This is a genomic window from Rhodovulum imhoffii, assembly GCF_003046545.1.
GTDB classification, from domain to species: domain Bacteria; phylum Pseudomonadota; class Alphaproteobacteria; order Rhodobacterales; family Rhodobacteraceae; genus Rhodovulum; species Rhodovulum imhoffii.
In genome coordinates, this window is sequence record NZ_QAAA01000001.1 from 312,265 (window position 1) to 337,540 (window position 25,276).

Annotated in this window: 29 protein-coding genes; 26 read left to right on the forward strand and 3 right to left on the reverse strand. The window is 65.3% G+C overall.

The window, feature by feature from the left end; all coding sequences use genetic code 11:
* Positions 1 to 16: 16 nt before the first annotated feature.
* Genes C8N32_RS01585 through C8N32_RS01595 form a run of 3 tightly spaced genes read left to right on the forward strand, consistent with a single transcriptional unit; the run spans position 17 to position 1,967 of the window.
* Positions 17 to 1,030, forward strand: coding sequence for a major capsid protein (locus C8N32_RS01585; protein ID WP_107890706.1), 1,014 nt, complete (start codon positions 17 to 19; stop codon positions 1,028 to 1,030).
* Complete coding sequence (locus tag C8N32_RS01590; RefSeq protein WP_107890707.1) at positions 1,030 to 1,341, forward strand: head-tail joining protein; 312 nt, start codon at positions 1,030 to 1,032, stop codon at positions 1,339 to 1,341. The genes C8N32_RS01585 and C8N32_RS01590 overlap by 1 nt, the downstream gene beginning before the upstream one ends.
* Positions 1,342 to 1,346: 5 nt before the next feature.
* Positions 1,347 to 1,967: a DUF6441 family protein gene (locus C8N32_RS01595; RefSeq protein WP_107890708.1), complete on the forward strand. Its 621-nt coding sequence runs from the start codon at positions 1,347 to 1,349 to the stop codon at positions 1,965 to 1,967.
* Between the two features lie 81 nt (positions 1,968 to 2,048).
* On the opposite strand, the gene C8N32_RS01600 is transcribed toward C8N32_RS01595, so the two are convergent.
* The 3 genes from C8N32_RS01600 to C8N32_RS01610 are packed head-to-tail and all read right to left on the reverse strand — an operon-like array spanning position 2,049 to position 3,298.
* Entirely contained in the window at positions 2,049 to 2,465 is a 417-nt protein-coding gene (locus C8N32_RS01600; RefSeq protein WP_107890709.1) for a DUF1284 domain-containing protein, read from the reverse strand.
* Complete coding sequence (locus tag C8N32_RS01605) at positions 2,462 to 3,049, reverse strand: biotin transporter BioY (RefSeq protein ID WP_107890710.1); 588 nt, start codon at positions 3,047 to 3,049, stop codon at positions 2,462 to 2,464. The genes C8N32_RS01600 and C8N32_RS01605 overlap by 4 nt, the downstream gene beginning before the upstream one ends.
* Positions 3,050 to 3,091: 42 nt before the next feature.
* Positions 3,092 to 3,298: a DUF1737 domain-containing protein gene (locus C8N32_RS01610; protein ID WP_107890711.1), complete on the reverse strand. Its 207-nt coding sequence runs from the start codon at positions 3,296 to 3,298 to the stop codon at positions 3,092 to 3,094.
* Between the two features lie 189 nt (positions 3,299 to 3,487).
* Here C8N32_RS01610 and C8N32_RS01615 point away from each other — a divergent pair, with 189 nt between their 5' ends.
* The 23 genes from C8N32_RS01615 (at position 3,488) to C8N32_RS01720 (ending at position 25,080) form a co-directional block, all read left to right on the forward strand.
* Positions 3,488 to 3,907 (forward strand): acyl-CoA transferase, encoded by a 420-nt coding sequence (locus tag C8N32_RS01615; protein ID WP_107890712.1) that lies wholly within the window; start codon positions 3,488 to 3,490, stop codon positions 3,905 to 3,907.
* Between the two features lie 24 nt (positions 3,908 to 3,931).
* Positions 3,932 to 4,870 carry a phage tail tube protein gene (locus C8N32_RS01620; RefSeq protein WP_107890713.1) on the forward strand — a complete coding sequence of 313 codons (939 nt, stop codon included), beginning with the start codon at positions 3,932 to 3,934 and terminating at the stop codon, positions 4,868 to 4,870.
* Positions 4,870 to 5,307 carry a hypothetical protein gene (locus tag C8N32_RS01625; protein WP_107890714.1) on the forward strand — a complete coding sequence of 146 codons (438 nt, stop codon included), beginning with the start codon at positions 4,870 to 4,872 and terminating at the stop codon, positions 5,305 to 5,307. The genes C8N32_RS01620 and C8N32_RS01625 overlap by 1 nt, the downstream gene beginning before the upstream one ends.
* Before the next feature lie 83 nt (positions 5,308 to 5,390).
* Positions 5,391 to 5,534 (forward strand): DUF7697 family protein, encoded by a 144-nt coding sequence (locus tag C8N32_RS01630; protein ID WP_242509494.1) that lies wholly within the window; start codon positions 5,391 to 5,393, stop codon positions 5,532 to 5,534.
* The gene (locus C8N32_RS01635; protein WP_107890716.1) at positions 5,527 to 8,004 is read left to right on the forward strand and encodes a phage tail tape measure C-terminal domain-containing protein; all 2,478 of its coding nucleotides are present in this window, start codon (positions 5,527 to 5,529) and stop codon (positions 8,002 to 8,004) included. The genes C8N32_RS01630 and C8N32_RS01635 overlap by 8 nt, the downstream gene beginning before the upstream one ends.
* Entirely contained in the window at positions 8,004 to 8,630 is a 627-nt protein-coding gene (locus tag C8N32_RS01640) for a DUF2460 domain-containing protein (protein ID WP_107890717.1), read from the forward strand. Before C8N32_RS01635 ends, C8N32_RS01640 begins: the two co-directional genes overlap by 1 nt.
* Complete coding sequence (locus C8N32_RS01645) at positions 8,627 to 8,977, forward strand: hypothetical protein (RefSeq protein WP_107890718.1); 351 nt, start codon at positions 8,627 to 8,629, stop codon at positions 8,975 to 8,977. The genes C8N32_RS01640 and C8N32_RS01645 overlap by 4 nt, the downstream gene beginning before the upstream one ends.
* Complete coding sequence (locus tag C8N32_RS15440; RefSeq protein ID WP_274610736.1) at positions 8,970 to 9,101, forward strand: hypothetical protein; 132 nt, start codon at positions 8,970 to 8,972, stop codon at positions 9,099 to 9,101. The genes C8N32_RS01645 and C8N32_RS15440 overlap by 8 nt, the downstream gene beginning before the upstream one ends.
* 10 nt (positions 9,102 to 9,111) lie before the next feature.
* Positions 9,112 to 9,765: a lysozyme gene (locus C8N32_RS01650; protein ID WP_242509485.1), complete on the forward strand. Its 654-nt coding sequence runs from the start codon at positions 9,112 to 9,114 to the stop codon at positions 9,763 to 9,765.
* Between the two features lie 29 nt (positions 9,766 to 9,794).
* Complete coding sequence (locus C8N32_RS01655; RefSeq protein WP_107890720.1) at positions 9,795 to 10,001, forward strand: hypothetical protein; 207 nt, start codon at positions 9,795 to 9,797, stop codon at positions 9,999 to 10,001.
* A gap of 86 nt (positions 10,002 to 10,087) precedes the next feature.
* Positions 10,088 to 10,318, forward strand: coding sequence for a hypothetical protein (locus tag C8N32_RS01660; protein WP_107890721.1), 231 nt, complete (start codon positions 10,088 to 10,090; stop codon positions 10,316 to 10,318).
* Positions 10,319 to 10,444: 126 nt separating this feature from the next.
* Entirely contained in the window at positions 10,445 to 11,329 is an 885-nt protein-coding gene (locus C8N32_RS01665; protein WP_107890722.1) for a DUF2163 domain-containing protein, read from the forward strand.
* A complete protein-coding gene (locus C8N32_RS01670; protein ID WP_107890723.1) occupies positions 11,326 to 11,772 on the forward strand; it encodes an NlpC/P60 family protein in 447 nt (148 codons plus the stop codon). The genes C8N32_RS01665 and C8N32_RS01670 overlap by 4 nt, the downstream gene beginning before the upstream one ends.
* 10 nt (positions 11,773 to 11,782) lie before the next feature.
* Positions 11,783 to 15,748: a baseplate multidomain protein megatron gene (locus C8N32_RS01675; protein ID WP_107890724.1), complete on the forward strand. Its 3,966-nt coding sequence runs from the start codon at positions 11,783 to 11,785 to the stop codon at positions 15,746 to 15,748.
* Positions 15,749 to 15,758: 10 nt separating this feature from the next.
* Positions 15,759 to 16,835 carry a DUF2793 domain-containing protein gene (locus tag C8N32_RS01680; protein ID WP_107890725.1) on the forward strand — a complete coding sequence of 359 codons (1,077 nt, stop codon included), beginning with the start codon at positions 15,759 to 15,761 and terminating at the stop codon, positions 16,833 to 16,835.
* 255 nt (positions 16,836 to 17,090) lie between these two features.
* Complete coding sequence (locus C8N32_RS01685) at positions 17,091 to 17,447, forward strand: hypothetical protein (RefSeq protein ID WP_107890726.1); 357 nt, start codon at positions 17,091 to 17,093, stop codon at positions 17,445 to 17,447.
* 4 nt (positions 17,448 to 17,451) lie between these two features.
* Positions 17,452 to 18,237 (forward strand): hypothetical protein, encoded by a 786-nt coding sequence (locus C8N32_RS01690; protein WP_146159667.1) that lies wholly within the window; start codon positions 17,452 to 17,454, stop codon positions 18,235 to 18,237.
* On the forward strand, positions 18,231 to 18,683 hold the full coding sequence (locus C8N32_RS01695; RefSeq protein ID WP_107890728.1) for a toxin-activating lysine-acyltransferase: 453 nt from the start codon (positions 18,231 to 18,233) through the stop codon (positions 18,681 to 18,683). Before C8N32_RS01690 ends, C8N32_RS01695 begins: the two co-directional genes overlap by 7 nt.
* Before the next feature lie 148 nt (positions 18,684 to 18,831).
* Positions 18,832 to 19,128 carry a hypothetical protein gene (locus C8N32_RS01700; protein ID WP_107890729.1) on the forward strand — a complete coding sequence of 99 codons (297 nt, stop codon included), beginning with the start codon at positions 18,832 to 18,834 and terminating at the stop codon, positions 19,126 to 19,128.
* Between the two features lie 243 nt (positions 19,129 to 19,371).
* The gene (locus C8N32_RS01705) at positions 19,372 to 20,736 is read left to right on the forward strand and encodes a M16 family metallopeptidase (protein ID WP_146159668.1); all 1,365 of its coding nucleotides are present in this window, start codon (positions 19,372 to 19,374) and stop codon (positions 20,734 to 20,736) included.
* On the forward strand, positions 20,733 to 22,097 hold the full coding sequence (locus C8N32_RS01710; RefSeq protein ID WP_107890731.1) for a M16 family metallopeptidase: 1,365 nt from the start codon (positions 20,733 to 20,735) through the stop codon (positions 22,095 to 22,097). The genes C8N32_RS01705 and C8N32_RS01710 overlap by 4 nt, the downstream gene beginning before the upstream one ends.
* A complete protein-coding gene (locus C8N32_RS01715; RefSeq protein ID WP_107890732.1) occupies positions 22,094 to 23,758 on the forward strand; it encodes a peptidase domain-containing ABC transporter in 1,665 nt (554 codons plus the stop codon). Before C8N32_RS01710 ends, C8N32_RS01715 begins: the two co-directional genes overlap by 4 nt.
* The gene (locus C8N32_RS01720; RefSeq protein WP_107890733.1) at positions 23,755 to 25,080 is read left to right on the forward strand and encodes an HlyD family type I secretion periplasmic adaptor subunit; all 1,326 of its coding nucleotides are present in this window, start codon (positions 23,755 to 23,757) and stop codon (positions 25,078 to 25,080) included. Before C8N32_RS01715 ends, C8N32_RS01720 begins: the two co-directional genes overlap by 4 nt.
* Positions 25,081 to 25,276: the final 196 nt, after the last annotated feature.

Consider the following 25,276-nt stretch of genomic DNA (forward strand, 5'->3'; position numbering starts at 1 on the left):
GACAGGAGGCATCCTCATGGCCACCATGGACATCTTCGAAGGCGATGCCTTCACCATCGTCGAACTTACTCGTGCGCTCGAGAACATCCCCTACAAGCCGGCACTGCTCTCGGGCTCGGCCCTCTTCAGCCCGCGCGGTGTCCGGTCCCGCACGGTCGTGATCGAGAGCCGCGACGGCACACTGTCGTTGATTCCGTTCTCCGAGCGTGGTTCGGCCTACGAGCAGCAGGTGCCCGACCGGCGCGAGATGCGTGCCTTCGTCTGCCGTCAGTTCAAGAAGCAGGACGTACTCTGGGCCTCGGAGATCCAGTCCGTTCGCGACTTCGGCTCGGAAAGCGCCACCCAGCAGGTGCAGACCGAGGTGGCGTACCGCCTGCGCAAGCTCCGCCAGGACGCCGAGACGACCTTCGAATACCACCTCCTGAACGGCATCCAGGGGCTGGTGAAGGACCCGAAGGACCACGCCACGGTCGTGAACTACTTCACCGAGTTCGGCATCTCGCCGGCGGCCGAGATCGACTTCGACCTCGACAATGCGAGCCCGGCCTCCGGCGCGCTGCGCAAGCGCTGCCAGACGCTCATCGAGAGCGTCGAGGACTCGATGGGCGGGCTCTCGGCCGGCGCCGTGCAGGTCCGCGCGGAATGCGGCTCGGCCTTCTTCGCCGATCTCGTCGCCCACAAGGAAGTGCGCGAGACCTACCTCAACACCGCCGCCGCAGCCGACCTGCGCGGCCGCGTCGCCGACGAGGTCAGCTTCGGCGGCATCACCTTCCGCCGTTATCGGGGCGGGGTGGGTTTCACCGTGCCGACCGACAAGGCCTTCTTCTATCCCGAAGGCATCGAGGGGCTCTTCGAGATCTACTACGCCCCCGCCGACACCTTCGAGACGGTGAACACCCTCGGCCAGCCGCTCTATGCCCGCACGATCCCCGACCGGGATCGCGACGAGTGGGTGCGGCTCGAGATCGAGAGCAACCCGCTCCCGATCTGCACCCGGCCGCAGGTGCTGCGATCGGCGCGGCGGACCTGATGACCGCCTTCGCTGCCGTCCTCGACGCGCTCTTCGCGGACGCGCATCTTGCGCGGGACGTGGTCTACACCGCCGAGGGCGGCGCGCCGTCGCTGGTCCGCGCGATCCTGCGGCGGCCCGACGACGTCACCGGCTTCGGCGAGGCGCGCATCTGGTCGGAAACCTCCCGGCTGGACCTGCGCCTCGCCGAGGTTACAAACCCACGCCCCGGCGACCGGATCGAGATCGACGGAGAGCCCTTCCTCATCCAGGGCGAGCCCGTCCGCGACCGCGAACGGCTCGTCTGGACCGTGGATCTGCGACCGGCCTGACAGCGATGAAGCTGAAACTCGACATCATGCCGGACCTCGTCGCTGCCATGGCGGCAGAGGTGAAGGCCGGCGAGAAGGCCGTCACGGCAGCCATGCGCGAAGCCGGGACCGGGCTCAAGACCGTCTGGCGTGGCCAGATCACCGGGGCGGGGCTCGGCCGACGGCTGGCGAACTCGATCCGGAGCCAGACATACCCGAAGTCCGGCGAGAGCCTTAACGCCGCGGCGCTGGTCTGGTCCAAGGCCCCGGTCATCGTCGGCGCCCACGACACCGGGCCTCTCATCCGCTCGAAGGACGGGTTCTGGCTGGCGATCCCGACCGAGGCCGCCGGCCGGGGCCTGCGCGGCGGCAAGATCACTCCCGGCGAATGGGAGCGCCGACGCGGCCTGCGGCTGCGCTTCATCTACCGCCGCACCGGCCCGAGCCTTCTGGTGGCGGAAGGGCGGCTGAACAGCCGTGGGCTCGGTGTCGCGTCGCGGTCGAAGACCGGCCGCGGACGCACGACGGTGCCGATCTTCCTCTTGGTCCCACAGGTCAAGCTGCCGAAGCGGCTCGACCTCGACCGTGACGCCGAGCGGGCGCTCGACAGCGTGCCGGGACTGATCGTGTTGAACTGGGTGGAGTAGCGGCTCTGATGTGCTTGGGCCTTCGAATTCTGCAAGTTCGCTGCACTGTTATTCCGAGGTACCCTGCATCTGCCTTGGGCTTCAAAGGATCGAGCATTCAAAATCGGAGGAAGCAACCGCGCGGCAGAGATATGTCCATTCGCATCCGAAACAAGCAGACCGGATATCCTCGGCTGCGAACGAACGGCGCAGCGCCATTTTCAGCGGCATGCCTAAGTTGATCCTCGCTCCCGCCTCAACGCCAATTCCAAGGCATCTGGAAATGTCCTGCGCGGCATTCTCGTCGCGGAGGCTTATCCGAGCTTCATGGCAGTGTGAGGCTTGCTCATTGAGCCGAGGGGAGCAAATGTCGTCCGGTCCCGATACGATCTCGAATTCTTCGCCTGATGCAATTCGACGGACAATTGCGGACATGTTGGCCGTGAAATCCCGACCATAGCCCTTCCCCACATAGGTCAGGATGCACAAGAGGTGGTGCGGGCGCAGCCGCACGGTCATTCCGAGATCGACCGCAGGCGCCGTGAAAGCAGCTTGAGGGAAACAGCGCCCAGCGCTGACTTCAGGACTGCGCCAGTGAGGAACGGAACCACGCCCGCCATGACTGCTTCTCTGCCGCCAATGAGAACTGCGAGCCAAGCCGCGCCGATCACGAGACAAATGATGTTGCTGATCAGCATGTTCACAAAGGCAAGGACGACCCGCTCACCGTTCCAGCCTTGTTCCGCCAGCCACCCCGCAGCCATGCCTGCAAGTGGAAATGCGAAAAGATAGCCAGCCGTCGGACCGATGAAATGATGTGCCCCGGCTGCGCCACCAGCAAGGACCGGCAGCCCCAAGGCGCCCTCGACTAGCCAGGTCGCGATGGTGATGCCGCCAAGGCGCCACCCGTAGACTGCGCCAACCAGCGCGACCGCAAATGTCTGCATCTTCATCGGTACAGGGATCATCGGCACTTCGACGTAGGAAGACAGAGCGAGGAACAAGGTCCCAACGAGTACGGCCACCATCTTCGAGGTCGGAGACTGCCCGTCCAACAACGACCGACGCTGCTTTCCTTGGGCACCGATTATCGAGTTCGACATGTCCTTTCTCCTTCGCCGATCTTTGAAATGCGTCCTCGCGGTTTACTGCACGGAAAGGTCCATGGCCGGGTCGTAAGTCCGACCGGCAACTTCCTTCGTGATGGCCTGAGCGCAGATCACGGCCTGCCGGGATGAGTCGAAGGTGACACTTGGCGAGCCATAAAGGCTCCACCCCAGGTGCAACGCTTCGGTGAGCCGATGGCAGAATGCAGCGTCGTCGACGCCGGTCAGTATGCGATAGACCAACATTTTCAATGGCTCCAGCAGTGGTGGTCTTCAGCATAGCGAGCGCGCCCGTTCTGGAAATTGAGACGTTCTCATGCTGTCGCCAGATTTTCTCCGTCGAGACTCAGCCCGTGACGACGGCTTCAACCCGTTGCAACAGAACAACAACAAGACTCAACGACGTTGGCCCCGTCGTGGAGCACAAGGTTCGTAATGCCCAACCAACGCGAAACCATCCTCACCGCGCTGCACGCGCGGCTTTCGGCGCTGCCCGGCAACGCCCTGCGCGGTGAGGTGCTGCCCGAGCGTATCCCGACCGAGGGGCTGCTGATCCTCCGGGACGGGGAGCCGGGGGAGCCGGAGGTCACGCTCTCGCCCCTGCGCTACCACTACCAGCACCGCGCCGAAATCGAGGCGGTCGTTCAGGGCGCCGCCCGTGACGCCGCCTTCGACACGCTGACCGCCAGCATCGGCGCGGCGCTCGCCGCCGACCGCACGTTGGGCGGCCTTTGCGACTGGGTGGAGGCGGAAGCGCCGCGGCCTGTCGATCTGCCGGTCGAGGGCGCGGCCAGCCTGAAGGCCGCCGTTATCCCGGTGGTGCTGCACTATTCCACAGCCGATCCGCTCGGCTGATCCCGACAACCTGAGGAGAAAACCATGGCACGAGCCCAGGGGGCGCGGGCGCAGATGGCGCTTGCGTTCGAGACTGTCTATGGCACGCCGCCCGTGGGCGGTTTCACGAAGATGCCGTTCGCCAGCACCACGCTCGGCGCCGAACAGCCGCTCTTGAACTCGGAGCTTCTCGGCTACGGCCGCGATCCGCTGGCGCCGATCAAGGACGCGGTGACGGCGGACGGCGATATCGTGGTGCCGCTCGATGCCGAAGCCTTTGGTTTCTGGCTGAAGGCGGCCTTCGGGGCGCCGACGACGACGGGCACCGGCCCCTGGACGCATGAGTTCCAGTCGGGCGCCTGGACGCTGCCGAGCCTCTCCATCGAGACCGGCATGCCGGAGGTGCCGCGCTATGCGATGTATTCCGGCTGCGTGCTCGACCAGATCACCTGGCAGATGCAGCGGTCCGGGCTTCTGACCGCCACGGCCCGTTTGGTGGCGCAGGGCGAGACGGTCGGCACGACCACCAGCGCCGGAACGCCCGCCGCACTGGAGCTGAAGCGCTTCGGGCATTTCAACGGGGCGATCACCCGCAATGGCACCGCCCTCGGCAACGTGGTCTCCGCCGAGATCACCTATGCCAACAACCTCGACCGGATCGAGACCATCCGCTCGGACGGCCGCATCGACGGTGCGGACCCGTCCATCGCGGCGCTGACCGGTCGGATCGAGGTGCGGTTCGCCGACCAGACGCTGGTGACGCAGGCGATCAACGGCGAAGCCTGCGAGATGGAATTTGCCTACGTCCTGCCCTCGGGCGAGAGCTTCACCTTCACCGTGCACGCCGTCTATCTGCCGCGCCCCCGGATCGAGATTTCCGGACCGCAGGGGGTGCAAGCCACCTTCGACTGGCAGGCGGCGCGCGACAGCGTCGTCGGCCGGATGTGCACCGCCACCCTCGTGAACGATTTGGAGACGTATTGATGCTGACGCTCGACCTGACCAGCACCCCGCGCTGGCATGAGCTTGCCCCCGGCGTCCGGGTGCAGCTGCGCCCGCTGACCACCGCGCAGATGGTGGCGACCCGCAGCGATCCGGCTGTCGAGGCGGTGCCCGAGGAGGCCTCCGACGAGGAACGCGCGGTGGCCTTCGCCAAGGCGCTCGCTCGCAGGGCGGTGCTCGCCTGGGAGGGCATCGGGGACGCGGACGGCAATCCCATCGATCCGAGCCCCGAGGCCATCGACGCGCTGCTCGACGTCTGGCCGATCTTCGAGGCCTTCCAACTGACCTACGTATCGAAAGGGCTGCTGCTGGAGCAGGAAAAAAACGCCTCCGCGCTCTCGCCGAATGGTCCTTCGGCGGGGGCGACCGATATTGCGACGCCTGCCAAACGACGTGCCCGGACTGCCCGGCGCGGCTAAACCGGCCGCTGACCCATGAGGGCTGGCAGGTCTGGGACCTGGTCGGCCGCCTCGGCGGCCAACTCCGGGTTCTGCCCGGCGCGGTGATCGGCTGGGACATGTCGGCGGCGCTGGCGCTCGGGGATGCGCTCGGCGTGCCGCCGCTCGCCATGGCCGAACTGCTGCCCGTCATCGAAGCGGTGATGGTCACCAAACTCAACGAACAGATGGAACGCCCCAATGGCTGAAAAACGCGTCAGCGTCCGCCTTGCCGCGGTCGGTGGTCGGCAGGTGCGCGCCGAACTGGAAGGCGTGGGCGAAGCCGGGGCGCGCGGCTTCGGAAGGCTCAGCCGCGAGATGGAGGCGGCGAACACCCGGCTGGCAGCTTTCTCGCGCCGGTTGCGTGTGGCCGCCGCAGCCGCTGTGGCAGCGGCCGCTGCCGCTGGCGTAGCGATGATCCGCTCGGGCCTCCAGACCGTCGATGCGCAGGCCAAGCTGGCGCAGTCCCTCGGCACCACCGTTGCTTCTATCCAGACGCTGGAGCGCGCGGGCGAGCTGGCGGGCGTGTCGATGTCCGGCATCGAGCAGGCGACGAAGGATCTGACGCGTCGTCTCAGCCAGGCCGCCGCTGGCACGGGCCCGGCCGCCGATGCGCTCGACCGGCTCGGGCTGTCCGCCAACGACCTGATCGCGCTGCCGCTGGACCAGCGTGTCGGCGCCATCAACGCCGCCATCGAGAGCTTCGTGCCCGCCGCCGAGCGCGCAGCTGTCGCCGGGCAGCTCTTCGGCGAGGAAGGCTCCATCGCAATGTCGCGGATCGACACCGCGACGCTGCGCCAGGCGACCGAAGACGTCCTCGCTTTTGGGGTAGTGGTCTCGGAGCAGGATGCCGACCAGATCGAGCGGACGAACGATGCCATCTCCCGGCTCGGGCTGATCTGGCGCGGGCTATCGAACCAGCTGGCTGCCGCCGCAGCGCCTGCGCTGGAAGCCGTCGCCAACGCCATGGCGGCAGTGGCCAGCCGCACCGGGCCGCTCGGCATCGCCATTCGTGGTCTCTTCGACAATATCGGCCGCCTGACCACCTATGCCGTGACCTTCGCGACCTTCCTCGCGGGCCGCTGGGTCGCCGGGCTGGCCGCTGCCGCGCTCTCGGTCCGTGGGTTCGCAACCGCGCTCGTCGTGCTGCGCGGGGCGCTGATCCGCACCGGCATCGGCGCCCTGATCGTCGGCGTCGGCGAACTCACCTATCAGCTGTCCCAATTCGTTGCCCGCGTGGGTGGGGTCGGCGAAGCCTTCCGGCTGCTTTCCGATCTGGCATCCGAGGTCTGGTCGCGGGTCGGGCTCGCGCTCGACGCCGCGCTGGCCCGTATGGCGGCCGGATGGGAGGGGTTGAAGGCCGCCGCGCTCTCGGCTCTTGACGGCACCGTCGCGGGGCTCAACGGGTTCGGAGACCGCACCGTCGCGATCTTCCAGGGAGCCTATGACGGCGCGGTGGCGATCTGGGGCAGCCTGCCCGGTGCCATCGGCGATTTTGCCTATCAGGCCGCCAACGGGCTGATAGGCGGGGTCGAGGCGATGCTGAACGGCGTCGTCACCCGCATCAACAGCTTCATCGAGACGCTGAACGCCGCGCTGGCCCTGCTGCCGGAATGGGCGACAGGCGAAGGTGGGGTGCGGATCGGCACGCTCGACGCTGTCGACCTGAGCCGGATCGACAACCCGTTCGAGGGGGCCGCGACGGCGGCGGGTACCGCAGCGGCCGATGCGTTTTCGGCGGCGCTTGCCCGAACCTATATCACCCCGCCCGATCTCGGTCTCGGCACCATGGCGGATGACGCGCGCGCCCGGGCCGATGCCTATCGCGAGGCCGCTGGCATGCTGACCGATGCCGCGACCCGGCCGCTTGCCGCCTGGCAGGCGCTGAAAGCTGCCGTGACCGGGTCCGGCACCGAGGCCGAAACCGCGCTGACGGATGCCGCGACCTCCGCCGATGCACTCGCGGCCGGGCTCGACGACACCGCAACTGCGGCCAACGGCGCCGGAAGTGCTGCCCGCGATGCCGGAACCGTCGCAGGCGAAGGGGCGGAGCGTGCGCGGACCGGATGGCAGGCCGTGACGGCAGCGCTCTCGGACTATGCCAGCCGGGCCCGAGAGATCGGCGGCGATATCGGCCAGAGCCTCGTCAGCGCGTTTCAGTCGGCCGAGGACGCGGTCGGTGAGTTCGTGAAGACCGGAAAGCTGAATTTCCGCGATCTGGTGACCTCGCTCATCGCGGACCTGGCGAAACTGGCGGCGCGGCGGTTCATCCTCGGCCCCATCGCCAACGCGCTCTCGGGCGCGCTCGGCGGCGCGGGCGTTCGTGGGGCTTACGCGGCCCCACTGGGGCCACGGTCCCCGCTCACCTTCGCCAACGTCCTGCACGCAGGTGGGATGGTCGGATCGGCCGGACCCTCGCGGATGGTCCCGGCCATGGCATTCGCCGCCGCGCCCCGGATGCATTCCGGCGGCATGGCCGGACTTCGCCACGATGAGGTGCCCGCGATCCTGCAGCGGGGCGAGCGCGTGCTGTCGCGGCGAGAGGCGCAGAGCTACGGCACAGGCGGCGGCGTCAACGTCACCATCATGGTGCGTGACGCCGAGAGCTTCCGTCAATCGCGGACGCAGGTCGCGGCGGATATCGCCCGCGCCGTGTCGCTCGGGCGGAGGGGGATGTGATGGCGTTTCACGAGGTCCGGTTTCCCGACAACATCAGTCGCGGCGCGCGCGGCGGGCCGGTACGGCGCACCCAGATCGTCGAGCTTGCCTCGGGTGACGAGGAGCGCAACGCCAGCTGGGCCAACTCGCGCCGCCGCTACGACGTCGCCTATGGCATCCGCCGCGCGGACGATCTGGCGTCGGTGGTCGCCTTCTTCGAGGCGCGAAACGGCCGCCTGCATGGCTTCCGTTTCAAGGACTGGGGCGATTTCAAATCGTGCCTGCCGTCCCAGACGCCATTGCCCACCGACCAGGCGATCGGCACCGGGGATGGCACGACCACCGCTGTCCAGCTGGTGAAGCACTACACCTCCGGTGCGCAATCCTGGTCGCGCGCCATCGCCAAGCCGGTGGCGGGAAGCGTGCGCATCGCGCTGTCGGGTGTCGAGCAGCCCTCCGGCTGGTCGGTCGACACCGCCACTGGCGTCGTTACCTTCGGCGCCGCGCCGAGCGTTGGCGTCGCCATCACCGCGGGCTTCGAGTTCGACGTGCCAGTCCGCTTCGACACCGACGCGCTCGACGTGACGCTCGATCTCGAGCGGCTCGGCTCGATCACCTCCATTCCGCTTCTGGAGATCCGGCGATGAATGACACTGGCAGCTTTGTGGCCGCCGTTCTGCGCGAGCTCGCGGCCTCGACGGCCGTGATCCTCGCTGCCTGGGGCGCACTCGGCGGTGCGACGAACGCGCTGACCACCAAGATGCGGCTGCGCGATGCACTCCGGCATATTCTTCTCGGCGGCCTGATCGCCGCTGGAATGGGTAGCCTGTCGATGGCGGTCATCACAGCGTGGATGGGGCTCCAGCCTGAGGCCATTCCGGCTGGCGGCGCTGCCGGGTCGGCCGCCTATCTCGTCGGCGTCTTCGGTCCGGCCTTCATCGAGATGCTGCTCGCCCGCCTGCGCCGCGCCAACGAAGGCCGCGGCGATGAATGACCTTCTCCGTCTCGCGCGCTCCCTCCGCTGCGAACCCGCCGATCCCCGACAGGCTTTCGCGCATCGCCTGCGCGTCGGCCTCGCCGTTGCCGCGCTGATCCTCGTCCTCTCGCTTATCCGGTAATCCCATGCACATGACCGACCGCGGCCTTCTGGCCCTCGTCCGGCACGAAGGACTCGTGCCCGGACCCTATCTCGATGTGAAACAGCTCTGGACCTTCGGCATCGGCCACACCGCCGCCGCCGGGCCGCCCGATCCGGCCACCATGCCGCGCGGCATGCCCGCCGATCTCGATGCCGGGATCCGCGAGGCGTTCCGGGTCTTTCAAGCCGACCTGACTGCTTACGAGGACGCCGTCCTGCGCGCCTTAAAGGGGCCGCTGGCGCCCCACGAGTTCGATGCGCTGGTCAGCTTCCACTACAACACCGGCGGCATTGCGAAGGCTGCACTGACCCGACATCTCAATGCCGGCAATCGCGTTGCAGCCGCCGACGCTTTTCTGAACTGGCGGCGACCGGCGGCGATCATTCCGCGGCGGGAAGCCGAGCGCGACCTGTTCCGCCACGCCCGCTATCCCGGCGGCACGATCCCGGTCTGGTCCGTGGACCGCGCGGGCCGCGTGGACTTCTCGCGGCCGATCCGTCGCCTGACCGAAGACCAGGCGCTGGCGTTGCTGCGGCCGTCGCCGCTGCCGAGGCCGCCGGTCATCGATCCCGCTCCGGACGCGCCGACCAGCTGGCTCGCCCGGCTGGCCGCCTTCTTCTCCACCCTGATCCGGAGGGCCTGATCCCAATGCGATACGTCCGACCCAATTCCATGACCTGGTGGGCAGGACTGCTGGCCATGCTCACCGGCATCGCCTCCCTCGCGCTGCCCGCCACCGGGCCGCTCGGGGAACTGTCCCGGCTCATCGCGCTGCTCGCCGGTTCTGGCGATGCCTCGCCAGCGGGGCTGATGTTCCTCGGGCTGGGCCTGATTGGCCTGCGCGACCGGATCGAGCGCGGGTTCCGCGGCAATGCTTGAGTTCCTCGCCGGTCTGGTCGTGGGCGGCTGCCTCGGGGTCTTCTTCGTCGCCCACTGCGTCGCCGCCGCGCACGGGGATCGGGACGGTGGCTGAGTTCCTGATCTGGCTGGTCGCGGCTCTGGGTGCGGTCGGAGGCGTCGTCCTCGGCCGAGTCTGGGGGCGTGCGGAAGGGGAACGCGCGGGCAGACGGGAGGCGGAACGCGATGCTATCGAAGACAAGAACAAGCGCGTCGAGCGCGGGCGCGACGCGGTTCGCGATGGCCGCGGCACCGGCGATCCTGCTGAGCGGCTGCGCCGCAACGATGGGCGCTGGTGATGCGGGCTGCGCTTCCTACGCCGAGGCTAGGCTCGCCCGACCGCCTACCGAGACGGTCGCCACCGTTCCGCCGGACTGGGCCGACTGGATCGCCGATCTCGACGACCGCATGACGGGAACCTGCCGATGAAATCCCTCTCGCCCGCGCTGCAGGCCCATCTCGACGAGGGCACGACCACGCTCGCCTGGTGCTGGCGGATCACCCGCGCCGACGGCGTCACCTTCGGCTTCACGGATCACGACCGGACGCTCAGCTTCGACGGGACCGACTTCGAGCCCGAGAGCGGGCTCACGGCCTCCGAGGTGCGATCGGGCTCGGACCTGTCCGTCGATGCGCAGGACGCCGAAGGCGTGCTGACCTCGGACCGGATCACCGAGACAGACATCCTCGACGGCCGCTGGGACAACGCCGAGGTCGAGGTCTGGCGGGTGAACTGGGCCTCGACCTCCCAGCGCGTGCTGATGCGGCGGGGCGCTATCGGTCAGATCCGGCGCGGGCGGCTCGCCTTCGTCGCCGAGGTTCGCTCGCTCGCCCATGAGCTGGGCCAGACGGTCGGGCGGACGTTCCAGGCGACCTGCGATGCCGCGCTCGGCGATGGGCGTTGCGGCGTCGACCTGGAGGCCCCCGCCTTCATGGGCACCGGTGCGGTGATCGACCTTCTGCGCGACCGAGCCTTCACGGCCTCGGGCCTCGGCGCCTTCGACGCCGGGTGGTTCACCTTCGGCACCATCGAATGGACCAGCGGCGCGAACGCGGGACGGCGGACGGAGGTGCTGGGCCATGACGTCACGGATGGCATCGCCGTGCTGACCCTCCTCGAGGCGCCGGTGCGCGCGATCGCCGAGGGCGACGGTTTCACGATCCGTGCGGGTTGCGACAAGCGCATGGAGACCTGCGGGGCGAAGTTCGCAAACACCGCCAATTTCAGGGGCTTCCCGCATATCCCCGGCCAGGACACGATCCTGCGCTACGCCAGCCGGGACGGCGGCCACGAGGGAGGCGTACTGTGACGCAACCTCTCGCATCGGCCGACCCGGCGCGCGTCATCGCCATCGCGCGGTCCTGGCTCGGCACGCCGTACCACGACCAGGCCAGCCTGCGCGGCGTGGGCTGCGATTGCCTCGGGCTCGCCCGGGGCGTCTGGCGCGAGGCCGTCGGCCCCGAGCCGTTCCCGATCCCGCCCTACAGCCGGGACTGGGGCGAGACCGGCCCGCGCGAGGTTCTGGCCGAGGGCGCGGGTGCCATGATGATCGAAGTGGAGCCCGCGGCAGCCGGTCCAGGAACGCTGGTGCTGTTCCGCATGAAGCCCCGCGCCATCGCCAAGCATGTCGGGATCCTCACCGCGCCCGACAGCTTCCTGCACGCCTACGAGCGGCTCGGCGTGATCGAGGAACCGCTCACCCAATCCTGGCGGCGGCGCATCGCCTTCGCCTTCCTGTTCCCGCATCGCTGAGACCCCCGACATGGCCACCCTCGTTCTCGGTGCCGCTGGCGCAGCCATTGGCGGTTCGATCGGCGGCGCGATCCTCGGCGTCAGCGCCGCCACCATCGGCGGGTTCATCGGCTCCACCATCGGCTCGGTCGTCGACAGCTGGATCATCTCGTCGCTGGCGCCCACGCAGCGCATCGAGGGCGCGCGGCTCGACACGCTGCGCATCACCTCGGCCACCGAGGGCGCGGTGATCCCGCGGCTCTACGGCCGCATGCGCATGGGCGGCAACATCATCTGGGCAACGGATTTCCGCGAGGAGACGAAGACCACCACGCAGGGCGGCGGCAAGGGCGGCGGAGGCGGCAAGGTCAAAACGACCGAGTATCTCTACTATGCCAGCTTCGCGGTCGCACTGTGCGAGGGGCCGATCACCGGCATCGACCGCATCTGGGCGGACGGGAAGCCGATGGACCTCTCCGGCGTCACCTGGCGCTGGTATCCCGGCGACGAGGTGCAGACGGCCGACCCGTTCATCGCCGCGAGGATGGGCACGGCCAGCACTCCCGCCTACCGCGGCACCGCGTATGTCGTCTTCGAGGAGCTGGCGCTCTCGACCTATGGCAACCGCCTGCCGCAGCTGTCCTTCGAGGTCTTCCGCCCGCTCGCCGATCCCGACACCGCCGAGGGGCTGACCCGCGCCGTCACCATGATCCCGGCCTCGGGCGAGTTCACCTACGCGACGACCGGCATCCGCAAAGGCAGCGGCGGAGCGCAGGTGCCGGAGAACCTGAACGCGCTCTCGGACACCGCCGACATGGTGGTGGCGCTGGACCGGCTGCAGGCGATGGCGCCGAAGGTGGAGAGCATCAGCCTCGTGGTGGCCTGGTTCGGGAACGACCTGCGCGCGGGTGACTGCACGATCCGGCCGGGCGTGGAGGTCTCGGAAAAGACCACGAGCCCGCAGACGTGGAGCGTGAACGGCGTGAGCCGGTCCGCAGCCCATCTCGTCAGTCGCGACGACCAGGACCGGCCGGTCTATGGCGGCACGCCGGCCGACTTCGCGGTGATGCAGGCGATCAAGGAGAAGAAGGCCCGCGGGTTCCGCGTGACCTTCTATCCGTTCATCCTGATGGACGTGCCGCCCGGCAACACGCTGCCGAACCCGTACAGCGACAACGCCGCCGAGGCTGGTCAGCCGACGTTCCCATGGCGCGGCCGGATCACGTGCTCGCCCGCGGCGGGCTATGCCGGCAGCGTGGACACGACCGCCACCGCGGCTAGCCAGGTCGCGGCCTTCTTCGGCAACGCCAGCCCATCGGACTTCGGGGTCTCGGGCGAAACCGTCGCCTGGACGGGGAGCGCGGACGACTGGGGCCTGCGCCGCATGGTGCTGCACTACGCCCATCTTTGCGCGGCAGCCGGCGGGGTCGATGCCTTCCTGATCGGGACGGAGATGCGCGGGCTGACGACGATCCGTTCGGGCGCGTCGAGCTATCCGGCGGTGCAGGCCTTCCGCGATCTGGCGACCGACGTCCGCTCGATCCTCGGCGCGGGCACAGCGATCAGCTACGCGGCCGACTGGTCGGAGTATTTCGGACACCAGCCGGGCGACGGCAGCGGCGATGTGTTCTTCCATCTCGATCCGCTCTGGGCCGATCCGGAAATCGATTTCGTCGGGATCGACAACTACATGCCACTCTCGGACTGGCGGGATGGCTTCGAGCATGTCGATGCGCAGGACGGCTGGCCCGCGATCCACGACCGTGCCTATCTGCAGGGGAACATCGCGGGCGGCGAAGGCTTCGACTGGTTCTATGCCTCTGCCGCCGACCGATGGGCGCAGGTGCGCACCCCGATCACCGACGGTGCCGCCAGCAAGCCATGGGTCTTCCGCTACAAGGATCTGCGCGCCTGGTGGTCGAACCCGCATTACGACCGCCTGGGCGGGGTGGAGAGCGGCACGCCGACGGCGTGGGCGCCGCAGTCCAAGCCGATCTGGTTCACCGAGCTAGGCTGCCCGGCCATCGACCGGGGCACCAACCAGCCGAACGTCTTCTTCGACCCGAAATCATCCGAAAGCTTCGTGCCGTACTTCTCCCGCGGCTGGCGGGACGACGCGATCCAGCGCGCCTATCTCGAGGCGACGTATCTCTGGTGGGGCGAAGCCGCGAACAACCCGATCTCCAGCGTCTACGGCGGCCGGATGGTGCATGTGCCGGAATGTGCCGCCTGGACCTGGGACGCGCGGCCCTATCCGTTCTTTCCGGCGCTGACCGACGTCTGGACGGACGGGGCGAACTGGCGGCTCGGCCACTGGCTGACCGGGCGCCTCGGCGCGGTGTCGCTCGCGGCGCTGGTCCGGCACCTCTGCCTGCGCGCAGGTCTGCCCGAGCCCCGGATTGATGTCACCGGGCTCTGGGGCGCGGTGGAGGGCTATGTGATCGGCGCGCTCGAGTCCCCGCGTGCGTCCATTACCACGCTCGCGCGGCATTTCGGGTTCGACGCGGTGGAGACGGAGGGTGTGATACGGTTCGTTATGCGCGGGCGCGCAGCTGTCGCAACCATCTCGCCAGACGGTCTTGTCGCGCCCCGCGAGGGCGACGTGCTCGAGCTCACCCGCGGCCAGGAGACCGAACTGCCGCAGGCCCTGAAATGGCAGGTCGCGCGGGCGGACGAGGATTACGATGCCGCTCTCGTCGAGGCGCGACGCATCACCGTGGACACGACGCGCATCGCGTCCGAGTCCTTCCCGATGGCGGTACCGCCCGAGGAAGCCGAGCGCCGCTGCCGCCGCGCGCTGATGGAGGCGTGGGTGGGGCGCGAGACGGCGGCGTTCCGTCTGCCGCCCTCGCGCCTCGCGCTCGATTCGGCCGACGCGATCCGGCTGGAGCATGACGGTCGGTTGGTCGATCTACGGCTCGTCTCCATCGCCGACGCGGAGGCGCGCGGCATCGAGGCGGTGCGACAGGATCGGACAACCTATGACCTCCCGCCCGGCGATCCGCGCGCGGCGTCGCTGATGCGCGCCGTGGTGTTCGGCGCGCCGGATGCGGTGCTGATGGACCTCCCGCAGCTGACCGAGGATCAGCCCGCACATCGGCCGCTGGTCGCGGCGCACGCGGTTCCCTGGCCGGGTGAGATGGCTGTGTTCCGCAGCCCCTCGACCGATGGCTTCGAGCTGCTGACGACGTTTGGCAGTCGCTCCCGGATCGGGGTGCTGGTGTCGGACTTCTTCGCGGGCCCCACCTCGCGCTTCGATCTCGGCAATGCTCTGGTGGTCGATCTGCTGACCGGCACTCTCGAAAGCGTCACCGACCTGACGCTGTTCGGCGGCGCCAATGCGCTCGCTATCGAGAGTGCGCCCGGCGTTTGGGAGATCGTGCAGGCGGGCGCGGCGGAGCTGCTGGCGCCCGGTCGGTATCGGCTAACCCGGCTCCTGCGTGGCCAGCGCGGCACCGAGGGCGCCATGGGCAACCCGGCGCTCGCTGGCGCCCACGTAGTCGTGCTGGACACCGCGCTCGCGTCACTGCCGATCGCCGAGGCCGATCTCGGCATCCCGTGGAACTGGCGCATCGGCCCGGCCAGCCGCCCGGTCAGCGACGAAACTTACGTCGCGCAGTCCTTCGCGCCCGAGGGCGTCGGGCTGCGACCCTTCTCCGTCGCGCGTGTCGAACAGCCGTGGCGCAAGCCGCGCAGTCCCGGCGATCTGACGATCCGCTGGACACGCCGGTCCCGAGTACTCGCGGCCGACAGTTGGGGCGGGCTCGAGGTGCCGCTGGCCGAGGAGCTCGAAGCCTACGAGGTCGAGATTCTCGACGGCGCCATCGTGAAACGGGTGCTGAGCACGACGACGACCAGCGCGGTCTACACCGCCGCCCAGCAGACTGCCGACTGGGGCGCACTGCTCGGTGCCGGCGATACCCTCGACATCCGCATCTTCCAGCTCTCCGCCCTCGTCGGGCGGGGCGCGCCCAAGACCGTCACGCTGACACTCTGAAGGCCATACCATGTCCGACGCCACGACCCATCTCCTGCTGCCCTACATCCTGGCGGCGCAGGCCCAGAAGCACGTCACCCACAACGAGGCGCTGCGGATCCTCGACGGGCTCGTCCAGCTCTCGGTCCTCGACCGCGACCTGACCGCGCCGCCTGGTTCGCCCGCCGATGGCGACCGCTACATCGTCGGGTCGGGCGCGACCGGCGACTGGGCGGGCTGGGACCTGAACGTGGCGCTCTGGACGGACGGCGCCTGGATGCGCCTTCCACCACGGACCGGCTGGCGAGCGTGGATCGAGGACGAGGGGCTGCTGCTGGTCTACGACGGCGCGGGCTGGGTCGGCACCACACCGGCGGCGCTGCAGAACATGGCGCTGCTCGGGGTCGGCACCACAGCGGATGCGTCGAACCCGTTCTCGGCCAAGCTGAACGCCGCGCTCTGGACCGCCAAGACGGTGGCCGAGGGCGGTACCGGCGATCTGTTCTACACCATGAACAAGGAGGCCGCGGGCGATGACCTCGGGCTGACGTTGCAGACCGGCTTTGTGACCAAGGCGCTTGTGGGACTGTTCGGCTCGGACCGCTTCCGCTTGGCGGTCTCGGCCGACGGGAGCACCTTCTTCGACGGGCTCAGCGTCGACAACGCCACCGGCATCGTCGACCAGCCCCGGCTGCCCCGGTTCAAGGCGTATACCAACTACGACAACTACGTCGGCGTCGGGACCTGGACGAAGATCGGCCTGAACAATACCGACTACAACGATCAGGGTGCCTTCGACGCCGCGAACAACCACTTCGTGGCCCCGGTCGACGGCACCTACCTCTTCGGCGCGACGCTGCTCTACAAGATCAACGCCAGCGCCACGGCGAGGATGCGCGGGCGGATCGTGCTGAACGGCACGACGGAGATCCGCGGCTCCCTCGGTGAAATCTCCGCCACCCACGTCTCGCTCGCCACCGCCATCTGGCTGCAGACAATGGTACCGCTCACTGCGGGCGATACCGTCGAGCTGCAGGGGTATTTCCGGGTCGCGGACGGGTATTTCGCCGCCGACCAGACGTCCTTCTGGGGCTGCAAGGTCGGTTGAGAGGCTGCCCGTCTTGCTTGGTCGCCCTATAGCTGAATAGGGCGGATCACCGATCATGGACACTTCAGCCGCGACCAACGCCATTATAATCGAGGCTCCGCATGATAAGAGTCGATTTAACATGCCGTTACCCCCCCCCCTTCAAGCTGAATTTTTGGCCGTCAAGGCAAAAAACAAGTTGATCGAATCGCCTCTTGATTGTAACGATAAGCACTGTGCTGAGGTGAGTGCCAGAAGGGCTTTCAGGGTAGCAGCATGAGAGATTTGTATTCTGACTATTTGAATTTACATGATTTGGATCGGACGCTTCTCCTCGATATCTTGGCCGCTTATCGGGCCGGTTCGTTGGGACGCAGCCCGGCGCAAATGATCGCTTCCGCGCCTGACAAGGTCAGGTCTTCTTCATCTCTCTTGACTCAAAATGAGTGCTTGACAAGTCTCGTTCTTCCTGCGTTTGAGGCGGCTCTCAAACAGCCTGACCTGTGGAACAGAACCTGCATTGAAATCGAGTTCTCGATTCTCGCTCCTCAAGGCGACCGCCTGCCGCACACGATGGATCGTGGCCCTGATCGCCCCGTCTTGATCGCGCTGAACTGGGGGGGGCGCTCCTGACGACGTGATTTGCCTCGCGCATGAATTCGCTCATGCCCTGCAAATCCTCTTCTCCGACCACAAGCAAATGCCGCCCTTGGCGCGGGAGGTTTGTGCATTTCTTGGAGAATTGGTTGTCATAATGCATGCGCGGACGGCAGCGCCGGAACTATATCCCGCCCTGTGCGATGTCTGGCATCGCGAAAACGATGCCTATCTTGGGTTGGACATGGACCTGCTCGCTGCGGCGTTGGCCGACCCGCAGGCGCAGTATCACTATCGCCAGAACTATCCGGCTGCACGGCTGGCCGCTGTTGAGCTGTTCAATCGTGGCTACGGAGAGTGTCTTCGCCAGTTCTTTGCGTCAGGCCGCGATGGAATGCGCCATGTCCCAATTGAAGAATTGGCCAACCGTGCAGGCGATGTCGCGAATTATCTGCCTGCAATGCCGCAACCAGAGCCCGAAACGCCTGCGATAGACGCATATCGAAGCCTCGGCGCTATGGCGCTCATCGATATCGACTATTGGGAAGGCCTCTCCGAAACGCGGATTGAGGACTACTACGCCGATCTCTTGCGACATCTGCATGGTAATACAGCATTCCTTGCCTTGAACGACCAGCGCAAGCCGATCGGCTATGCGACATGGTTGAAAGCTGCTCAGGAAGACGAATACACGCTGACACGACAGGCTGCGCCATTCGGAGATCATCGCGCATTGCAAAGCGCACTGGAACGGCACCTGGGCAAAACGGCGGGCGTGACCGCTCGGCACGCTCGCAGCGCAACGCAGGAGCAAGTGGCATGGTGAACATCGACTATTATGCTAGCGTTGGCTACGCGCTCGAATTGCTCGCGCAGTCGGAATATCATCGGCAGTTCAAGCTAGGCGACTATTTGCGTGTCGAAATCCTACCAGCGCTTTGGTGCGGCCAAGCTCGTTTCTATGTGACAAATGAGGGAATTCCAACAGCCATGGTGACCTGGGCCTGGCTTTCGCCAGAGGTGGAGCGCGACGTGCATAAAACCGGACGCGCACTCGCCAACGAAGAGTGGAATTGCGGTGACCGGCTGTTTTTCAACGACTGGATCACGCCTTTCGACAATATTCGTGAAGTCCTGCACGACATGACCCACAACATCTTTCCCGACGAGGTGGCCACCAGCCTTCGGCGCAATCATGACGGAACGGTGCGCCGGATCAACCGCTGGACAGGAGTAAACCTCAGGAAGACGGAGAAACGGGCCGTGGCCTAGAAATCCTGTCCGCATCAGTGTGGGCGGACGGGTGGAGCGTTCTGGTACAACGCCCCACCCGATTGAGCCGCCGGGTAGGAAAGCCCGGCAAACAGCAATAGCGGGTAGGATAGCACATCCGATCCGCAACAGGAAGGAAGCCGTGAAAATGTCTCGTATCTACAAAACCTCGATGACCGATCTGAACGGCACCGTCAGCTTCGGCGGTGGCGGTGGCGGTCGCGGTGGCAGAGAGTCGAATGTCAGTCGTCGCAGCCGGGATGTGGTCAACAACTACGGGGCGACCATGGGTGCGCTGGGCTATGGCGTGATGGGGGCCGGGGCCGGCGGCGCAGTTGCCGGTCCTCCGGGTGCCGTGATCGGCGGTGCTGTCGGTGCCGCAGTAGGCGGCATCGTCGGTTCGATCTCGCAGGGCTACGCCGAAGATCGCTCGAACCGCCGCTAAGGTTAATTGAAAATGGCCTAGCGCGCCTTGTGAAAGGTCGCGCTAGGCCAGACTTCGAAAGGGGGTGTCATGGATGGTCGTGTTCACATCGGAATCTTGGTGATCGTCGCCGCGATACTCTGCATTGCGGCTATCTGGTTTTTCTCGGGTATCGGGTCGTCTCCCGGCCTCCTCGCGGCCATAATTGGCGGCGCGTTGGTAGCTGGACTGTTCGTGTACCTTTTTCGGCATTGAACTGCCAGCATGACGGATTGTTTTGGCAAGAGCGTGTTGCAGCATTGCCAGTTGGCGCGACAACGCAAGAGACCCAGCAATCACTGCCAGGTCCCTTCCGTCGTCGTCGGTTCTGCTGTCCTGCTCGCTGGCCTCGGAGCCGCCCTGATCCAGGCCTGGCAGGGCAATAACTCGGCAGACTCGTCAATTAGAATCCTTGCAGCGGACCGAGAGACGGCATCCGTTCACGTCATCTTTGCGTACGACAGCGCCGCGCTTGAGGCGCATTATCTTGAGCACCTCGTCTGGCTCAACGCCGTTGGCGCGGAGCGTGCAGCAGATCGGCATTCCAACGCATGGACGAGCGATACGGCCGTTGGCTATTGGCTGTCGGGCGCGCCGGAGGATCTGCCGGACTTGCTCGAAACTCTCAAGGGCGTGTTCGATCCCATAAATCTGCCAAGCGAATTTGCGGGTAAAGAACGTGATATCGTACTACGCGAATACGAATTCCGGATGACGGACAACCCCGACGCGCAGGCTGGCGAAGCGATGAAGGCGTTCCTTTATGACGGCAACGTCATTGCGGTTTCGCCCATCGGCACACCGGACGAGATCATGATGCTGGATTATGACGCGGCGCGCGCCGTTCATGCCGCGACCCATGTGCCGGCGAACGCCCGGTTGGTCGTCATTGGCGACGTCACCGAGCGGAGGCTGCGCCGGGCCATGCGCGACGCCGGCTGGCCTGAGATGGAGCCCGCTGACGTGGCACCGCCGCCTTTCGAGCTTGTCGCACCCGAGACAACAACCTTGCGCTATCCGGACCCGGATGCCGCGCCGCGTATGGGCTGGCGGCGGGTGGTCGCGCTGCCCGAGCCTGTCCAGTTCGACCTGCTGGAGGCCCAGACGGCGCTTCTGCGCGATATCCTTGATACCAACCTGCCCGGCGGGCTGGCCGGGCCTCTGCGGTTCGATGCCGCCGTTGCCCGCAGCTTTGACGTGCAGGTCTGGCCGATCGACGAGGACAACATCGAAATCAGCTTTTCCGCCGCGCCGGATGCGGGCGTTTCTCTGACCCAGCTAAAGACCGCGTTCGAGGATACCCTATCAGAAGTAGCGAATGGCGGTATCCCCGAGGCCACCTATTCCCGCGTTCTGAACCGTTTCGACGGCTTTTGGCCGGATTGGGACGATGATGATGAGACAAGCCGTTGGATGGCGGATTACGTTCTTGATCGTGTGTCCAACCTGCGAGGCGCACTGTCCAAACGCGAGCTACAGCGCCTGCATCGCGGGCTTTCGTTGGACACCACGAATGAGCTCTTGCGCCAGCTTGCCGGTGACGGCCGCACCGCGATTGCCTTCATTGGTCCCGAGGAAAGTTTCGAATGACCCGTATCCTGCTCCTGTTTGCTGCGCTTCTCTGCCTCGCCGCCTGTAGGGGAGATGCCCCGACCGCCAGCGTCGAGACTTCGCCGGGCGGCGTCGTCTACACGCTTCTACAAATGCCGGAGCATGAAGACGTCACGATCCATATCGCCTGGCCGACCGATTGGGCCTATCGCGCCGATACGAACAAGGCCGCGCCGGTGGTCGGTACGCAGTTGATCCTTGCCGGAGGGGCCGAGGGGTATCCTGCGGGGGATGTTGGGGAGCGGTTCGCCGATCTGAACTCCGAGGGGAATATCTATGTCGCGGTCATCGACCATGTGATTGGCGAGTTGACCTTTGAGCGCGACCAGATGGACGAGACCATCGCAATTGCCAACGCGCATCTGCGTGCGCCGACACTCGACTCGATGTGGTTCGATCGTATCCGCGAGGGGACCGCCGCGAAAATGGCCGAGGCGCAGGCGCAGCCCGCCAATGCCGGCTTTGATGCTGTCCGTTGGGCGATCCTCGGCGAGCAGCCGCTCCGCAATGCGTTATCTCTGGATGAACCCGGTGTCGTCGACAATCTGACGCGGGAAGATGTGGTGGCTTGGCATACCGAGACGTTCACCCGCACGCCTCAGGCCATTGTGGTTGCGGGCGGGATCGAAACCGCAGATGCAGGGGCTGCGATTGATGCGTTGCTGCGCGGATTGCCGGATGCATCCCGGACAGTCATGCAGGAGGCCGCGCCGGACTATACCGCACGACGGATCCTGCTGCATATACCAGAGGCGCAAACCACCACTTTGTCCTTGATCGCCCCGCTGCCGCCCACTCGCCTGGGCGGCGAAACGGAAGACCTGATCCTGATCCACGCGCTCGGGGGCGATGACCAGTCTGTCCTGTTCGAGGCAGTTCGGACGGAGCTGCGTGCAAGCTATGGTTTTGGCGCGGGCATGGCCAGTTACACGCGCGACCATCGGATCCTGTTCCTGTCTGGCGAGGTTGAGACCGCGAAACTCGCTGATGCAGAACAGGTTGTCCGCGATGCCTACGCCGATTTCCGGCAATCGGGACCGTCCGGAGAACTGGGACCGCGCAAGGCACCGCTGGCGGCAAATTTTGCCGAGTTGCCTGACTTCGTGGTCGATCAGGCACGATCCGAGCTGCAAAGCGCGCTCGACGGATTTGAGACGGGCAGATCGCTTCGGCTGACGGATGAATTGCAGGCCGTTACCGAAGGCGCCCTGATGGACCGCCTGTCGAGCGCCTTGCCGCAAGCCCAGGACTTCATCGTGATCGCCGTCTCCCCGGATGCAGACGCTCTTCCCGGCGCCTGCGTCATTCGCACACCCTCTGCGGCCGCCGATTGCCCATGACGGATCGGCAGGATGAAAACACCGGTGAAATCCCGCTTTCCTGGTTCGGCAAAACGCTCTGGAAGTTCACGCCACTCTACATCGAGCTGATCTTCCTCGCGATCTGCCTGCGCCTGATCGGGCTGGTCGAGCCGTTCATCTTTCAGGTTATCATCGACCGCATCCTGCCATTTCAACGCGAGGCGTCGCTTGTCGTCGTTGTGGCGATCTTTATCGCCGTCAGCCTGTTTCAGCTTGGTTTCGAGGTGCTGTCCGAATTGCTCAGCATGCTGACAGCCAACCGTATTACCCGAGAATTCGGCGCGCGCATCTTCGATCATCTGTTCAAACTCCCATTCAGCCACTTTCGGAAATGGTCCGTTGGCGAGACGATTGCGCGGATCAGCGAAACGGATACAATTCGTGCGTTTCTGGTTGGAACGACCACGGGCGTATTCCTCGATCTGATATTTGTCTTTATCTACATCGCCGTTCTATTCACGCTTTCCGCTGAATTGACACTGATCATCCTGGCGGCTTTGCCTATTCAGATCTTGATCTATCTTGGCTTTGGCCCGTTCCTGCGTCGGCGTCTACGGGTGCAATTCGATGCCGGTGCCGCGCATCAGACACAGATGGTTGAGAACATTTCCGGCATTGCATCGGTGAAGGCGCTCAGCGCCGAAGGCAAAATGCTAGAACGACTGGATGAAACTCTTCACGCCAACCTCAATGCCGGTTACCGCGTCGGCCTTTTGAATATCTGGAATGACAAGCTCTTGTTCATTGTCGACAAGGCCATTAAAATCAGCATCATCTATTTCGGCGCGCAGTTCGTATTCGCCGGGCAGATGACTTTGGGCGAGTTGATCGCCTTTCATCTGTTGGCTGAGAAGGTGACTGGTCCGATCGAGAACTTCTCGAGCCTTTGGGAAGGCTGGCAAAATATTCGTGTTTCACGCCAGAGACTTGGCGATGTGGTCAATACGCCGATGGAGCCTTTCGACGCTCTGCCGAAACTGCCGCGCAACGTCGAAGCACGACTTGACTTCGTCAACGTGGATTTTGCCTATCATCCGTCGGCGCCGATCCTGCGTGGTTTTAGTTTCAGCGCCGGACCCAATACGCTGACCCTTGTCGTCGGGCCGTCCGGCATCGGCAAGTCGACGTTTGGAAGACTGGCATCTGGTATCGACAGCCCTGACAAGGGCGAGGTCCGGTTGGGCGGTGAAGATATCGCGCGCTACGAGCCCCACGACGTCAGAACCCATATTGCCTATGTACCGCAGGAACCATACCTATTTTCGGGAACACTGCGCGAAAACCTGACCCTTGGCGCCACAGAGGCCAGCGATGAAATGATCGCCAGGGCCCTCAGGATTTCTGCCGCTGAGACGCTGGTTGAGCAACTTCCCCTTGGGCTTGAGACGCATGTAGGAGAACGTGGTTCGGCCCTTTCAGGTGGCCAGCGGCAGCGCATCGCGATTGCACGGTCTGTAATCCGAAGCCCGAAGGTGATCATCCTTGACGAGCCGACGAGCGCGCTGGACAGCGCCTCGCAACGGCGCATGGCGGCAGAACTGCAGAAACTGAAGCGCGAGGCTACGCTGATCATCATCACGCATAGCCCAGATATTTTTGCGAGTCCTGATCAGGTGGTCGATTTTGAGGCACTGCAATGACCGCTTTCTCAGAACCAATGAAGATCACCTCTCCGACCTTGCACGCGACGATCGTTTTCACGATCTCGGTCTTTGTCGCCATCCTTGCAATGTCTTTCCTGTTCAAAGTCGAGGTCGTCGCCCGTGGCGAAGGGCGCGTCGTTCCGATCAGCCGAGTCCAGGTTGTACAACCGGAATTTGCAGGCCGGATCGTCGCCATCCATGTACGCAACGGCATGACGGTAACCGAAGGCGATGTCCTCATCGAATTGGATCCGACCGAAGCAATGTCGGAACTCGGCGCAATCAGGGCCGAGCGAGACAGGCTCGTGATCGAACTGGCCCGGCTCGAGGCAATGGTGCAAACCTTGGCTCTCGATCCGAGTGGTGTTGATCTCGGACAGAGATCCATTGAACTATTCGATGTGCGGGACGTGTTGAGCGCTCATCCATTCGCGGTCGAACAACGCGAGCTGCTGCTCGCCGAAATTGCGGACTATCTTGCTTCTCTCGCGCAGATCACTGCGCGCGAGGAGACAAATCGGCGATCTGAGGCTGTGACCAACGCCAATACTGCACGCGTTAATGCTGCTTTGGACATCCAGGCGGAACGCTTGCGCACCTCCGAGCAGCTTTTGCAACAGGGCACAACCAGCCGTTCGGCATTTCTGGACGTGCAACAGGCTTTCACAGATCTTGAGCGCGAACGAGACATATACTTACGTGAGCTTGAGCAGAAGGTCACAGAACGTGCGGCCCTAGATAGTGAAAGACGGCGATTGACGGCCGACTTACGCCACTCCGCACTTGATCGCCGAGCACAGATCGACGGACGTCTGGCTACGCTTGCCGAAGAGCAGCGCGCTTCAGAACGCAGGGTTTCTGCCGCCCGATTGGTTGCTCCCGCCACGGGCGTGGTCGATCAACTCGCCGTATTCACGGTAGGTGGCATTGCCGAAGCGGGGGCGGAACTGCTTCGGATCGTTCCGACAGAGGCCGAGATCGAAATCGAAGGGACGTTTTCCAACCAGGATATCGGGTTCATGCAGATCGGCCAACCGGCGAATATCCGACTCGACGCCTATCCATCCGAACGGTTCGGTTTCGTCCGTGGAACAGTGTCGGATATCGCGGCCGACTCCACAGAGGTTAGCGAAGGGAAGTGGGGTTATTTTGTCCGCATTCAGCCAGACGAAGCCATCCTCCGCGCCGGTTCAGACACCTATTCGCTGCGCCCCGGCATGACCGCGACAATCGACGTAACCACCGATACCAGGCGAATCATCAGCTACTTCTTTGCACCGATCGTCAGAACGATTCAGAATTCCATGGGCGAACGCTGAGCGCATTTCTGAGAAGCCACGGAATGCTCAGCGACGCGAAGGTCCCCCCAGATGTTCCCAGAAACTCGTGGAGAAGGTTGTCTTTCAGACCCATCCTCTCCGCCACACTCAAATGCTGAATCCGTCCAAGGGCCCCGATCGGGGCCTTCTTTCTTTTTGTTTCAAAGGGCGTTGGCAAGGTCGTCCGCCCTGCAGA

What these genes read in the sequence shown, in the direction of transcription:
- C8N32_RS01720 (WP_107890733.1), top strand. Translation starts at nt 23,755, where the DNA reads ATGACCGCTTTCTCAGAACCAATGAAGATCACCTCTCCGACCTTGCAC.
- C8N32_RS01665 (WP_107890722.1), top strand. Translation starts at nt 10,445, where the DNA reads ATGAAATCCCTCTCGCCCGCGCTGCAGGCCCATCTCGACGAGGGCACG.
- C8N32_RS01625 (WP_107890714.1), top strand. Translation starts at nt 4,870, where the DNA reads ATGCTGACGCTCGACCTGACCAGCACCCCGCGCTGGCATGAGCTTGCC.
- C8N32_RS01635 (WP_107890716.1), top strand. Translation starts at nt 5,527, where the DNA reads ATGGCTGAAAAACGCGTCAGCGTCCGCCTTGCCGCGGTCGGTGGTCGG.
- C8N32_RS01640 (WP_107890717.1), top strand. Translation starts at nt 8,004, where the DNA reads ATGGCGTTTCACGAGGTCCGGTTTCCCGACAACATCAGTCGCGGCGCG.
- C8N32_RS01705 (WP_146159668.1), top strand. Translation starts at nt 19,372, where the DNA reads ATGACGGATTGTTTTGGCAAGAGCGTGTTGCAGCATTGCCAGTTGGCG.
- C8N32_RS01645 (WP_107890718.1), top strand. Translation starts at nt 8,627, where the DNA reads ATGAATGACACTGGCAGCTTTGTGGCCGCCGTTCTGCGCGAGCTCGCG.
- C8N32_RS01710 (WP_107890731.1), top strand. Translation starts at nt 20,733, where the DNA reads ATGACCCGTATCCTGCTCCTGTTTGCTGCGCTTCTCTGCCTCGCCGCC.
- C8N32_RS01585 (WP_107890706.1), top strand. Translation starts at nt 17, where the DNA reads ATGGCCACCATGGACATCTTCGAAGGCGATGCCTTCACCATCGTCGAA.
- C8N32_RS01600 (WP_107890709.1), bottom strand. Translation starts at nt 2,465, where the DNA reads ATGACCGTGCGGCTGCGCCCGCACCACCTCTTGTGCATCCTGACCTAT.
- C8N32_RS01650 (WP_242509485.1), top strand. Translation starts at nt 9,112, where the DNA reads ATGACCGACCGCGGCCTTCTGGCCCTCGTCCGGCACGAAGGACTCGTG.
- C8N32_RS01590 (WP_107890707.1), top strand. Translation starts at nt 1,030, where the DNA reads ATGACCGCCTTCGCTGCCGTCCTCGACGCGCTCTTCGCGGACGCGCAT.
- C8N32_RS01655 (WP_107890720.1), top strand. Translation starts at nt 9,795, where the DNA reads ATGACCTGGTGGGCAGGACTGCTGGCCATGCTCACCGGCATCGCCTCC.
- C8N32_RS01595 (WP_107890708.1), top strand. Translation starts at nt 1,347, where the DNA reads ATGAAGCTGAAACTCGACATCATGCCGGACCTCGTCGCTGCCATGGCG.
- C8N32_RS01700 (WP_107890729.1), top strand. Translation starts at nt 18,832, where the DNA reads ATGTCTCGTATCTACAAAACCTCGATGACCGATCTGAACGGCACCGTC.
- C8N32_RS01620 (WP_107890713.1), top strand. Translation starts at nt 3,932, where the DNA reads ATGGCACGAGCCCAGGGGGCGCGGGCGCAGATGGCGCTTGCGTTCGAG.
- C8N32_RS01685 (WP_107890726.1), top strand. Translation starts at nt 17,091, where the DNA reads ATGAGAGATTTGTATTCTGACTATTTGAATTTACATGATTTGGATCGG.
- C8N32_RS15440 (WP_274610736.1), top strand. Translation starts at nt 8,970, where the DNA reads ATGAATGACCTTCTCCGTCTCGCGCGCTCCCTCCGCTGCGAACCCGCC.
- C8N32_RS01610 (WP_107890711.1), bottom strand. Translation starts at nt 3,298, where the DNA reads ATGTTGGTCTATCGCATACTGACCGGCGTCGACGACGCTGCATTCTGC.
- C8N32_RS01680 (WP_107890725.1), top strand. Translation starts at nt 15,759, where the DNA reads ATGTCCGACGCCACGACCCATCTCCTGCTGCCCTACATCCTGGCGGCG.
- C8N32_RS01715 (WP_107890732.1), top strand. Translation starts at nt 22,094, where the DNA reads ATGACGGATCGGCAGGATGAAAACACCGGTGAAATCCCGCTTTCCTGG.
- C8N32_RS01615 (WP_107890712.1), top strand. Translation starts at nt 3,488, where the DNA reads ATGCCCAACCAACGCGAAACCATCCTCACCGCGCTGCACGCGCGGCTT.
- C8N32_RS01695 (WP_107890728.1), top strand. Translation starts at nt 18,231, where the DNA reads ATGGTGAACATCGACTATTATGCTAGCGTTGGCTACGCGCTCGAATTG.
- C8N32_RS01605 (WP_107890710.1), bottom strand. Translation starts at nt 3,049, where the DNA reads ATGTCGAACTCGATAATCGGTGCCCAAGGAAAGCAGCGTCGGTCGTTG.
- C8N32_RS01675 (WP_107890724.1), top strand. Translation starts at nt 11,783, where the DNA reads ATGGCCACCCTCGTTCTCGGTGCCGCTGGCGCAGCCATTGGCGGTTCG.